Source organism: Streptomyces sp. NPDC040405 (genome assembly GCF_055595765.1).
The window spans coordinates 1,216,912-1,228,007 of the sequence record NZ_JBVIVI010000002.1; the positions used below are offsets into that span (position 1 = coordinate 1,216,912).

The 11,096-nt window shown below is 70.4% G+C and carries 9 protein-coding genes and 1 pseudogene; 5 read left to right on the plus strand and 5 right to left on the minus strand.

Going from position 1 to position 11,096, the window contains the following annotated elements; genetic code table 11:
* Window positions 1–60 precede the first annotated feature (60 nt).
* Genes ACZ59A_RS12790 through ACZ59A_RS12800 form a run of 3 tightly spaced genes read left to right on the plus strand, consistent with a single transcriptional unit; the run spans window position 61 to window position 2,557 of the window.
* Entirely contained in the window at window positions 61–783 is a 723-nt protein-coding gene (locus tag ACZ59A_RS12790; RefSeq protein WP_470957205.1) for a TetR/AcrR family transcriptional regulator, read from the plus strand.
* A 59-nt stretch (window positions 784–842) separates the two neighbouring features.
* Window positions 843–1,487, plus strand: a complete 645-nt coding sequence (locus ACZ59A_RS12795) for an RNA polymerase sigma factor (protein WP_470957208.1) — start codon at window positions 843–845, stop codon at window positions 1,485–1,487.
* Window positions 1,484–2,557 carry a CU044_5270 family protein gene (locus tag ACZ59A_RS12800; protein ID WP_470957211.1) on the plus strand — a complete coding sequence of 358 codons (1,074 nt, stop codon included), beginning with the start codon at window positions 1,484–1,486 and terminating at the stop codon, window positions 2,555–2,557. Before ACZ59A_RS12795 ends, ACZ59A_RS12800 begins: the two co-directional genes overlap by 4 nt.
* 137 nt (window positions 2,558–2,694) lie before the next feature.
* On the opposite strand, the gene ACZ59A_RS12805 is transcribed toward ACZ59A_RS12800, so the two are convergent.
* A complete protein-coding gene (locus tag ACZ59A_RS12805) occupies window positions 2,695–3,600 on the minus strand; it encodes a carbohydrate ABC transporter permease (protein ID WP_470957214.1) in 906 nt (301 codons plus the stop codon).
* Entirely contained in the window at window positions 3,600–4,964 is a 1,365-nt protein-coding gene (locus ACZ59A_RS12810) for an ABC transporter substrate-binding protein (protein WP_470957217.1), read from the minus strand. The genes ACZ59A_RS12805 and ACZ59A_RS12810 overlap by 1 nt, the downstream gene beginning before the upstream one ends.
* A gap of 357 nt (window positions 4,965–5,321) precedes the next feature.
* Between ACZ59A_RS12810 and ACZ59A_RS12815 the strand changes: the two are divergent.
* Window positions 5,322–6,560, plus strand: a pseudogene (locus ACZ59A_RS12815) (RNA-guided endonuclease InsQ/TnpB family protein).
* On the opposite strand, the gene ACZ59A_RS12820 reads toward ACZ59A_RS12815, so the two are convergent.
* Both ACZ59A_RS12820 and ACZ59A_RS12825 read right to left on the minus strand, forming a co-directional pair.
* Window positions 6,557–7,285 (minus strand): response regulator, encoded by a 729-nt coding sequence (locus ACZ59A_RS12820; protein ID WP_470957220.1) that lies wholly within the window; start codon window positions 7,283–7,285, stop codon window positions 6,557–6,559. The pseudogene ACZ59A_RS12815 and the gene ACZ59A_RS12820 overlap by 4 nt on opposite strands.
* Before the next feature lie 174 nt (window positions 7,286–7,459).
* Window positions 7,460–9,079 (minus strand): sensor histidine kinase, encoded by a 1,620-nt coding sequence (locus ACZ59A_RS12825; protein ID WP_470957223.1) that lies wholly within the window; start codon window positions 9,077–9,079, stop codon window positions 7,460–7,462.
* Between the two features lie 164 nt (window positions 9,080–9,243).
* Here ACZ59A_RS12825 and ACZ59A_RS12830 point away from each other — a divergent pair, with 164 nt between their 5' ends.
* Window positions 9,244–10,692: a cation:dicarboxylate symporter family transporter gene (locus ACZ59A_RS12830; protein WP_470957226.1), complete on the plus strand. Its 1,449-nt coding sequence runs from the start codon at window positions 9,244–9,246 to the stop codon at window positions 10,690–10,692.
* Between the two features lie 167 nt (window positions 10,693–10,859).
* Here ACZ59A_RS12830 and ACZ59A_RS12835 read toward each other — a convergent pair whose 3' ends face one another.
* Window positions 10,860–11,054 (minus strand): hypothetical protein, encoded by a 195-nt coding sequence (locus tag ACZ59A_RS12835; protein ID WP_470957229.1) that lies wholly within the window; start codon window positions 11,052–11,054, stop codon window positions 10,860–10,862.
* Between the last annotated feature and the right edge of the window lie 42 nt (window positions 11,055–11,096).

An 11,096-nucleotide genomic window follows, 5' to 3' on the forward strand; every position in this document is an offset into this window, starting at 1 on the left:
AAGTTGAGCGTAGCACTGGAAACGAAGAGTCGTTAACGCCGTGCTGTTATCGTTGGAAACATGGAGAACGACGACGCCAGCGCCCCGGACGGGCACCGGGAACGCATCGTCGCGGCCGCCGCCCGGCTGCTCGCCGAAGGGGGATCCGACGCGGTCTCGACCCGGGCGGTGAGCACCGCGGCCGGGGTGCAGCCGCCGACCATCTACCGGCTCTTCGGTGACAAGCAGGGCCTGCTCGACGCCGTCGTCGCGCACGGCTTCGCCGCCTACCTGGCCGACAAGACCGCCGCGGAGCCCACCGACGACCCGGTCGAGGACCTCCGCGCCGGCTGGGATCTCCACGTCGGGCTCGGCCTGGCGAACCCGGCGCTGTATCTGCTGATGTACGGGCAGCAGCGCTCCGGGGCGTCGTCCCTGGCGGCCCTCGCCGCCTTCGATGTCCTCGCCGGGCACATCCGGCGCATCGCCGAGGCGGGTCGGCTGCGCGTTCCCGAGGACCGCGCCGCGGCCCTCGTGCACGCCGCCGGATCCGGTACGACGCTCGCGCTCATCGCCACGCCCGAGGGTGCGCGCGACCCGGAGCTGTCCCGTGCCGCCCGCGAGGCGGTTCTCGCGGCGATCACGACCGAAGCTCCCGTCGCCCCCGAATCCGGCCCCGGCCCCGGGCCCGCCGCGGCCGCTGTCACCCTGCGCGCCGTACTGCCGCGCACCGACGCCCTGACCGCGTCCGAGAGCGCCCTCATGCGGGAGTGGCTCGACCGGATCGCCGACCAGGCCCGCTGAATCCGGGGCTGTGACGCACGTCACCGGAACTCCCCTGCCCTCGCGGGTCAGTTGAAGACGTGACCACAGATATGCGAACCCGGGTGCGGGCCGGGGATCCGGACGCCTTCGCGGAGTTGTTCGACGACTACGCGCGCGCGGTGTACAACCACGCCTTCCGGCTGACGGCCGACTGGTCCGTGGCCGAGGACGTCATGTCGGCGACGTTTCTGGAGGCGTGGCGGCGCCATGCGTCGGTCGAGGCCGAAGGGGGCTCGCTGCGGCCCTGGTTGCTGGGGGTCGCCACCAACGTGGCGCGCTCGCACTGCCGGAGCAACCGGCGCTACCGGGCCGCTGCCGCCGCGGCCGCCGACGCGGGGGAGGAGTCCGTACGGGTCCCCGACCACGCCGAGGAGACGGCGGGCCGGGTGGACGACCGGCGGCGCATCAACGCCACGCTGACCGCCCTCGGCTCGCTGAAGCGCCCCGAGCGCGAGGTGCTGACGCTGTGCCTGTGGGAGGGCATGGAGTACGCGGACGTCGCCCGCACCCTCGGCATCCCCCTCGGAACCGTCCGCTCCAGGCTGTCCCGGGCCCGTACGAAGCTGCGCAAACTCGCCGATGCCGAACTCGTCAGGAAAAAACGGGAACCCGCCGCTCCCATCCGGCAGACAAGAGGTGATCGCGGCTACGCGATCCGGTCCGCAGAGGAAGGAAACCGATGAACGCCAGCCCCTCCCAGCCGCACCCGGCTGAGTGGCCGGAGACCCGGGAGCTCCGGGACACCGAGGAGCGGGGTCTGCCGGCGGGCCGCCATGCGCTGCACAAGGAGCACCTGATGGCCCAGATCCGTGACGACATCCGCGGCACCACCGCACCCGCCGCCCCCGCGCGGCAGCGCAACCCGTTCCTCCGCAAGGCGATCCTGCTGCCCGCCGCGGCCTGCGCCCTGGCCGGGGCGACCGTGGGCGGGGTGGCCCTGTACGGAAGCGACAGCGGCGACAGTACGACGCCCCTGGCCACCGGACCCGCGCTGACGACCACGGTCGGCACCGCCGACACCAAGGGCGCCCCCCGGCTGCTGGACCGCATCTCGCTGGCCGCCGCCGACGTCTCCGGGCCCGCGGTGCGCGACGGCCAGTTCCTCTACATCGCCTCGAAGGTGGCCAGCACCTACCCGAAGACGGTGGACGACAAGACCACGGTGGTCAGCCAGGAGCTGCACGACCGTCAGGTCTGGCAGTCCCCCGACGGGAAGGACGGCTGGCTGATCGAGGCGGGCGAGACCGGCGAGGCGGGCATGACCCTCGCCGGCAAGTACCCGGCGAGTTCGGCCTACGACCGCCTCGCCGGGCTGCCCACCGACCCCGACGCACTCCTGAAGAAGATCAATCAGGAGGCCGCGGAGAACCGGGACAAGGAGGTCCCCCAGGACCAGGCGGCCTTCGTCGCCTTCGGCGACCTGCTGACCGAGAGCTACCCGCCCGCGAAGCTCACCGCCGCCGTCTACAAGGCCGCGGCCAAGATCCCCGGGGTCGTCACGGTGGACGACGCGGTCGACGCCACGGGCCGTCACGGGGTCGCGGTGGCGCGGCTGAACGAACAGGACGGCCAGCGCACCGAGTGGATCTTCGACAAGAAGACCCTGCGATTCCTCGGTGAGCGCAGCGTCCAGGTCAAGCCCGACGAGAGCGGAGTGTTCAAGGTCGGCACCGTGACGTTCACCAGCGCGATCACCCAGCGCGCGGTCGTGGACGGCAACAAGCAGCTGCCCGCGGAACAACAGGCGGGCTGACATGAGGCCGTCGACGACCTCCACGGCGGCGCTGTGCACCCTGCTGGTCGCGGTGGCGATGACGGGGGTCGCGTACGCGGCCCCCGGGTCCGGCCTCGGCGTACGGACGACCGGCACCGCCACCGTCGACGGCGGCGTCAGACCTCCTCGCGCATCAACCGCAGATACACCACCGAGAACACCGCCCCCACCAGCAGCAGCAACAGCGCCACCGCCGTGCCGTAGCCGATCAGGGACTTGTTGAACGCCTGGTCGTACATGAACACCGGCAGCGTCTGGCTGCGGTTGCCGGGTCCGCCGCGCGTCATGGCCCAGATGAGGCCGAACACCGACAGCGTCTGCAGGGTGTTCAGCATCAGATTGGTGCCGATGGAGCGGCGGATCATCGGCAGGGTCACATGCCAGAAGCGGCGGAGGCCGCCCGCGCCGTCGACCTCCGCCGCCTCGGTGATCTCCTGGGGGACCTCGGACAGCGCGGCGGAGTAGACGAGCATCGAGAAGGCCGTACCGCGCCAGACGTTGGCGAACGACACGGCGAGGATGGGCAGGGTGTACAGCCAGTTCTGGGACGGCAGGCCCAGCCCGTCCAGGAGCGCGTTGAGCGTGCCCTCGCGGCGGAAGAAGGCGTACAGCAGGAAGCCCGCGACGATTTCGGGGACGACCCAGGCCGCGACCACGATCGAGCCGACCAGTGTGCGCACCGGCTTGGAGGCGCGCTGCATCAGGGCGGCCAGGGCCAGGCCCAGGGTGTTCTGGCCGAGGAGGGAGGAGATGACCGTGAAGACGAGGGTGAGGACGACCGCGTTGCGGAAGTCGTCGTCCCCGAAGGCGCGGCGGAAGTTGGCCAGGCCGGTGAAGTCCGTGGTGGACGTGCCGGTCAGCTGCATATTGGTGAAGGCGATGTAGCAGCAGTACGCGATCGGCCCGCCGAGGAAGAGCAGCAGCAGAACGGTGGCGGGGGCGAGGGGGAGCCAGCGCAGGGGGCGGCCCCGGCGTACGGGGGAGACCGCCGCCGGGGAAGCCGCCTTGGTCGCGGTGGACATCAGTCCGCGGCGCCGTCGGTGAGCGACTTCAGCTGCTCGTCGTATGCCTTCGCCGCGCCGCTCGGCGAGGAGTCACCCGTGGTCGCCGCCTCCATGGCCTCGCCGATGGCCGAGGAGACCTGGGGGTAGACGGGGAGCGCAGGGCGGTAGTGGGTGTTCGCGACCAGGCTGGTGAAGAAGCGGATGCCGGGCATGGAGGAGAGGTATTCCGGGTCCTTCGCCACGTCCTTACGGACCGCGATCTGGGCGTTGACGATGTCCCACCGGACCGCGTTCTTCCTGGTCTGGAACTGCTCGATGAACTTCCAGGCCAGATCGGGGTTCTTGGACTTCGCGCTGATCGCCCAGGTCCAGCCGCCGGACATGCTGACCTTGCCGGGCGCCTGGCCGTGTTGGGTCGGCATCGGGGCCTGGCCGAGGGTCTTCGACCACTCGGGCCAGGGCTTGCCGCCGGTCTTCAGCCAGTTCTGGCCGAGCCAGGAGCCGTCGAGGGCGATGGCGAGCTTGCCCTCGGGGAGCCATTCGCTGAAGACGGTGGTGCCGACGTTGGGGTCGAGGGCGTCGGAGATGTCGGGGCCGAGCTTCTCGTCGTAGACGGTCTTCAGGAACGCCAGGGAGTCCCGGAAGCCCTTGCCGCCCGTGACCCACTTCTTGGTCTTCGGGTTGTAGAGCGGTTCGCCGCCCGCCGCGCCCGTGCCGTACAGCAGCATCTCGAAGCCCTGCATGACGGAGGTCTCGCCCGGGGCCTTGCCGGTGTACACGTTGAGCGGGGTGACGCCGGGGACCTTCTTCTTGACGGTGCGGGCGGCCTTCAGGATGTCGTCCCAGTTCTTCGGGGCCCAGTCGGCGGGCAGTCCGGCCTTCGCGAAGAGGTCCTTGTTGAACCACAGCCCGCGGGTGTCGGTGCCGTCCGGGACGCCGTACGTCTTGCCGTCCTCGGCCCTGGCCGCCGTCTTCGCCGTGTCGACGAACTGGTCCCAGGTCTTCCACTTGGCCAGGTAGTCGTCCAGCGGCCGCAGATAGCCCGCCTTGATGTCCGCGTTGATCCGGAAGGTGTCCTCGTAGACCAGGTCGGGCGCGGTCTTCGGGGACCGCATCATCTGCTGGACCTTGGTGGCGTAGTCGTTGTCCTGCGCCTGGATCGGGATCAGCTTGACCTTCTTGCCGGGGTTCGCCTTCTCGAACTGCTTCTTCACCGCGGCGAGATGGTTGTCCTTGAAACGGATCTTGTTGTCGGTGCTGCGGTTGTACGCGACCTTGACGGTGTCCGGATCGCTGCCCGAGCCGCCACCGCAGGCGGTGAGCCCGGCGGTGGCGACGAGGGCGGTGGCGGTGAGGATCAGTGGGGCGGTGGTGGGGCGCACGGCACGACCTCCTTGCCGGCCTCTATGGCCTGCGGGCCGACCGTAAGGTGGCCCTCAACGCAAGGTCAATCCCCGTACAAGAGGATGTGGTTGGTCTGTCGGGCGCTCGAACACGCGGTGCGAGAGGAGGAGTTCAGCACGATGTTGCCAGTAACCCCCATTGTATTTAGGGGAATCGCATCCTCCACCGCGGCGCGGAGCGCAGCGGTATCGCTCGCGTGTACTCGGCCATGAAGCGGCCCAGTGTCGTGTCCGGCGGAGCCTGTGTTGCGTCCACCTGGCGACGCGTTCACTCGGTTGAGTGATGCGCGGTGAACATACGGTGGATAGCCGTACGCATGTGTAGATTTGCTCATCGTGAAGCTGGTGGTGCAGGTCAGGCTGTTGCCGACGCCCGTTCAGGCGGCGGCGCTGGAGGCGACCCTGCGTGCCTGCAACGAAGCGGCGACCTGGGCCAGTGGCGAGGCGTTCGAGAAGGATGTGAAGAGCAACTTCGCGCTGCGTGAGCACACCTACCGTCAAATCAAGGCCCGCTGGGGGCTGGGGGCGCAGGCCGCCCAGCACGTCATCAAGAAGACCTGCGACGCGTACGCCACGATGAAGGCCGCCCTGAAGGCCGGAAACCTGGGCAGGCCGGGTTCGAAGCGGTACCGCAGGGCGGTGGAGAAGCCGGTCACCTTCCGCCCGCAGGGCGCGCAGCCCTACGACGACCGGATGCTGTCCTGGCAGATCGACCAGCGCCGCATCTCGATCTGGACCACCGCCGGGCGGATGAAGGACCTGGCATTCACCGCCGCGCCGGAGCAACTGGCCACCCTGACGCTCCACCGCAAGGGCGAGTCCGATCTCATGTACCGCGACGGCATGTGGTTCCTGGGTGCCACCTGCGACGTGCCCGAAGCCGCGCCGAACCCCGATCCGGTGGACTTCCTCGGCATCGACCTGGGCATCGTCAACATCGCCACCACCTCCGACGGCGAGATCATGGCCGGGCGTGCACTCAACCGCATCCGCGCCCGGGAACGCACGCTGCGCACCAAGCTTCAGAAGAAGAGCACCGCGTCCGCCAGACGTCGCTTGAAGAAGCGGCGCCGCAAGGAGGCCCGGCGGGCGAGGGATATCAACCACAAGATCGCGAAACATGTGGTGGCCGAGGCAGAACGCACCGGTCGCGGGATCGCCCTGGAAAACCTGAAGGGCATCCGCGAGCGGGTACGGCTTCGCAAGCCCCAACGGGCCGCCCTCCACTCCTGGGCGTTTGCCCAGCTCGGAGCGTTCATCGCGTACAAGGCCCGTAAGGCCGGAGTGCCGGTGGTGTACGTCGACCCGGCGTACACCTCCCGCACCTGCGCCGAGTGCGGGCACATCGACAAGGCGAACCGGGTCTCGCAGGCCTGGTTCGCGTGCCGGACCTGCGGATTCGTTGATCACGCAGACCGGAACAGCTCCCGCAACATCCGCGCTCGCGCGTGGGCGTTGTGGCGACGCGGGGCGTAGTCAACCGCCCCAGCCCCACATCCCGAACCAGAGGGTGGGGCAGGACGCAAACGCAGCACCACAGCCAGTGGCGCCCGTTGTGCAAGCCCGGGACCTTAGTCCCGGGTCGTTGACTGCTCGCTGAGCCAGCGGTAGACCAGCTCCGGGCGCCCGATCTGCCCGTAATGCGGGGCGCGGGCGGCGCGGCCCGCCTCCACCAGATGCTCCAGGTAGCGGCGTGCGGTGATCCGCGAGATCCCCACCGTCTCGGCCGCCGCGGCGGCCGACAGGCCGTCCTCGGCGCCGCGCAGCGCCTCGGTGACCGCCTGCAGGGTGGCCTGGGTGAGCCCCTTGGGCATCGAGGCGGGCTGCGGTGCGCGCAGCGAGGCCAGCGCCCGGTCCACCTCGTCCTGCCCGCTGGCCTCGCCCGCGGTCGACCGGAACTCGGCGTACCGCATGAGCCGGTCGCGGAGGGTGGAGAAGGTGAACGGCTTCAGCACGTACTGGACGACCCCGAGCGAGACCCCGTCCCGGACCACAGCCAGATCCCGGGCCGAGGTGACGGCGATGACATCCGCCGCGTGCCCGGCCGCCCGCAGCGCCCGCACCAGCTGGAGGCCGTGCCCGTCGGGCAGGTAGAGGTCCAGCAGGACGAGGTCGGCGGGGGTGCGCTCCAGCAGCCGCTGGGCGTCGCCGCCGGTGCGCGCGGTGCCGACGACGGCGTATCCGGGGACGCGCTCGACGTACATCCGGTGCGCGTCCGCCGCGACGGGGTCGTCCTCGACGACGAGCACCCGGATCGGCTCCGGGGTCGGGGTCGCCGAGTTCGCCTGCGGCGGGCTCATGGGTCGGGATTCCTCTCGGGGGCGGGTAGGCGGGACAGGTCTATCAGGGGCGGGTGCGTCGGGGCAGGTCCATCATGGGCAGGCAAAAAGCTCGGGGCCCCAATTTACGGAGCGTAATGAAGAGTGGCCAGGGTTACGGGCCTGTGAATCCGCCGACCGTGGTCTTCGGCGGGCTCACGGCGCCGGGGCCGCCGTGGCCAGCGGTAGGCGGACGGTGAACTCGGCGCCGGAGCCGGGCGCCCCGGCCACGTCCACGGTGCCCGCGTTGCGGCGTACGGCCTGCTGGACCAGGGCCAGCCCCAGACCGCGGCCCGCGGACTTGGTGGACCAGCCGCGGCGGAACGCGTCCTCGGTCGCCGCCGGGTCGAGACCGGCGCCGGTATCCGCGACGCACAGGGTCAGCTCGCCGTCGTCCGCGCGGACGGTGACCGTGACGCGGGCGCTGCGGGCGGCGCCGCTGCCGACGCCCTCGGTGGCGGCGTCGATCGCGTTGTCGATGAGGTTGCCGACGATGGTCACCAGGTCGCGGGCGGCGAGACCGGGCGGCAGCAGCCCGTCGTCGATGCGGCTCTCGGGGGTGAGGACGAGTTCGACGCCGCGCTCGCTGGCCTGGGCGGCCTTGCCCAGCAGCAGCGCGGCCAGTACGGGTTCGGCGACGGCCGCCACCACCTGGTCGGTGAGGGCCTGGGCCAGCTCCAGCTCGGCCGTCGCGAACTCGACCGCCTCGTCCTCCCGGCCCAGCTCGATCAGCGAGACGACGGCGTGCAGCCGGTTGGCCGCCTCATGGGCCTGGGAGCGCAGCGCCTCGGCGAAGCCGCGTACGGAGTCCAGCTCGCCGGACAGCGCCTGCAGCTCGGTGTGGTCGCGCAGCGTGACGACTGTGCCGCGCTGTTCGCCGCTGCTCACCGGGGAGGTGTTCACCACGACCACCCGCTCCGCGGTCAGATGCAGTTCGTCCACGCGCGGCTCGGTGGCCAGCAGGGCCCCGGTCAGCGGGCTGGGCAGGCCCAGCTCGGAGACGTAGCGGCCCACGGCGTCGCCGGACAGCCCGAGCAGTTCCCGGCCGCCGTCGTTGATGAGCGCGATCCGCCGCTGCCCGTCCAGCATCAGCAGCCCCTCGCGCACCGCGTGCAGCGCCGCCTCGTGGTAGTCGTGCATGCGGCTCAGCTCGTTGGCGTTCATGCCGTGGGTGTGGCGGCGCAGCCGGGCGTTGATGACGTACGCGCACAGGCCCCCGACGGCGAGCGCACCGGCCGCCACGCCGAGCAGGGCCAGCAGCTGGCCCCGCACCTGGGCGCTGATGGTCTCCACCGTGATTCCCGCGCTGACCAGCGCGGTGATCCGGCCCCCGGCCTTCTGGTCGCGCACCGGGGCGACCACCCGCACCGAGGGGCCGAGGGTGCCGGTGTACGTCTCGGGGAAGATCCGGCCGCGCAGCGCGGGCTCGATGTGGCCGAGGTAGCGCTCCCCGATCCTGTCCGGATCGGGGTGTGTCCAACGGATACCGCGCGGGTTCATGATGGTCACGAAGGTGACGCCGGTGTCCCGGCGCACCTTCTCCGCGTACGGCTGGAGCCGGGCACTGGGGTCGTCGGACCGTACGGCGTCGGCCACCGACGGGGAGTCGGCGACGGCAGCGGCGGCGGCCGTGGCCTGGCTGCGCGCGGCGGCCGTGGCCTGGTTGCGGTCGGTGATGTACGCGAAGACGGCGCATCCCGCCACCAGGGCGGCGACCAGCACGACCTGCATCGCGAAGAGCTGGCCCGCCAGGCTCCGCGGGTGGGGGATGCGCATGTCCATCAGTCTGCACACGAATCTTTGTGTGAACGAAATGAACGGAAGGGTGACCCCCGTCACAGGCGTGGGGCATAGTCGCCGGAACCGTTCAAGGCGGTGTGCGAGCCGCACACGGTACAGCGCCGGGACAGTTGGACGGCCGAAGAGAAGGAGGCAGCACCGTGGCTGCGGAGATCACGCCGCCCGCATCGGGACGTACAGAGCCGGAGCGGCCGAAGGCGAAGAAGAAGGAAAAGATCCACTACCTCTACCTCGCCGTGATCGGCGCGGTGGCGCTGGGGATCCTCGTGGGCTTCGTCGCCCCCGACACGGCGGTCGAGCTGAAGCCCATCGGCGAAGGCTTCGTCAACCTGATCAAGATGCTGATCTCGCCGATCATCTTCTGCACGATCGTGCTCGGCGTCGGTTCGGTACGGAAGGCCGCCAAGGTCGGCAAGGTCGGCGGGCTCGCCCTCGGCTACTTCATGGTGATGTCGACCGTCGCGCTCGCCGTCGGCCTCGTCGTCGGCAACATCCTGGAGCCCGGCAGCGGGCTGCACATCAGCGAGGAAGTGGCGAAGGCCGGTCAGGGCCAGGTCGACAGCGGCGCCAGCGAGGGCCTGTCCGGGTTCGTGCTGAGCATCATCCCCACCACCCTGATCTCCGCGTTCACCTCGGAGCAGGTGCTCCAGACCCTGTTCGTCGCCCTCCTCGTGGGCTTCGGCCTCCAGGCCATGGGCAAGAACGGTGAGCCGGTGCTGCGCGGCATAGGCCACATACAGCAGCTCGTCTTCAAGCTGCTGTCGATGGTCATGTGGCTGGCCCCGGTGGGTGCCTTCGGTGCCATTGCCGCAGTGGTCGGTGAGACGGGGCTGGACGCGCTCAAGGCGCTCGCCGTCATCATGATCGGCTTCTACACCACCTGCGTCCTCTTCGTGTTCGTCGTGCTGGGCACGATCCTGCGCCTGGTGGCGGGCGTGAACCTGTTCCTGCTGCTGAAGTACCTGGCGCGGGAGTTCCTGCTGATCCTCTCGACGTCCTCGTCGGAGTCCGCGCTGCCGCTGCTCATCGCCAAGATGGAGCACGCGGGCGTCAGCCGCCCGGTCGTCGGCATCACCGTGCCGACCGGCTACTCCTTCAACCTGGACGGCACCGCGATCTACCTGACCATGACGTCGCTGTTCATCGCCGACGCCATGGGCAAGCCGCTCGCGATCGGCGAGCAGATATCCCTGCTGCTCTTCATGATCGTCGCCTCCAAGGGCGCGGCCGGTGTCACCGGCGCCGGTATGGCGACCCTCGCGGGCGGTCTGCAGTCGCACCGGCCCGACCTGGTCGGCGGCGTCGGCCTGGTCGTCGGCGTCGACCGCTTCATGAGCGAGGCCCGCGCCCTCACCAACTTCGCGGGCAACGCGGTCGCCACCGTCCTGGTCGGCACCTGGACCAAGGAGATCGACAAGGAACGGATGAACGAGGTCCTCGCCGGGCGGCTCCCGTTCGACGCCGCGGCCTTCGCGGCGAACGGCGGCGGCCACGGTCCGTCCGCCGACGACTCCGAGGACGGTGCCGGCACCAAGGCACTCCCCGAGCAGCGTGACGGTGACACGGCCAAGGAGCACGTGCCTGCCTGACACCCCACGCCCCTGCGGCCCTGCCCTCCTGAATCGGGGCAGGGCCGCGGTCTTGTCCCGGACCGGGCCCGGGTCCGAGTCCGGGCCCGGAGACTTTCGGGGAGCGGTGGTGTCCCGCGTCCTCCCCCCGTGGCAGGACACGGGACACCGGCACAGGGAAGGGCGGGTCAGCCCTCTCCGTCCACCGCCGGACGCAGCTGTTCGGGAAGCGCGGTCCATTCGGGGCCGCCGTCCCGCGGCTTGACCCACGCGATGTTGCCACCGGTGTCGATATACGCCACGCGGCCGATGGCCTCGCGCTCGATGTCGTAGACGAGATCGCCTATCCGGGGTCTGCGGCGGGTGCGTCCGGCCGTGGTCATGACGCCCAGCGTCCTACGAGCCGCTGATGTGCGGCTGATGCC

What these genes read in the sequence shown, in the direction of transcription:
- ACZ59A_RS12790 (WP_470957205.1), top strand. Translation starts at nt 61, where the DNA reads ATGGAGAACGACGACGCCAGCGCCCCGGACGGGCACCGGGAACGCATC.
- ACZ59A_RS12800 (WP_470957211.1), top strand. Translation starts at nt 1,484, where the DNA reads ATGAACGCCAGCCCCTCCCAGCCGCACCCGGCTGAGTGGCCGGAGACC.
- ACZ59A_RS12805 (WP_470957214.1), bottom strand. Translation starts at nt 3,600, where the DNA reads ATGTCCACCGCGACCAAGGCGGCTTCCCCGGCGGCGGTCTCCCCCGTA.
- ACZ59A_RS12820 (WP_470957220.1), bottom strand. Translation starts at nt 7,285, where the DNA reads ATGAGCCCGCCGCAGGCGAACTCGGCGACCCCGACCCCGGAGCCGATC.
- ACZ59A_RS12825 (WP_470957223.1), bottom strand. Translation starts at nt 9,079, where the DNA reads ATGCGCATCCCCCACCCGCGGAGCCTGGCGGGCCAGCTCTTCGCGATG.
- ACZ59A_RS12835 (WP_470957229.1), bottom strand. Translation starts at nt 11,054, where the DNA reads ATGACCACGGCCGGACGCACCCGCCGCAGACCCCGGATAGGCGATCTC.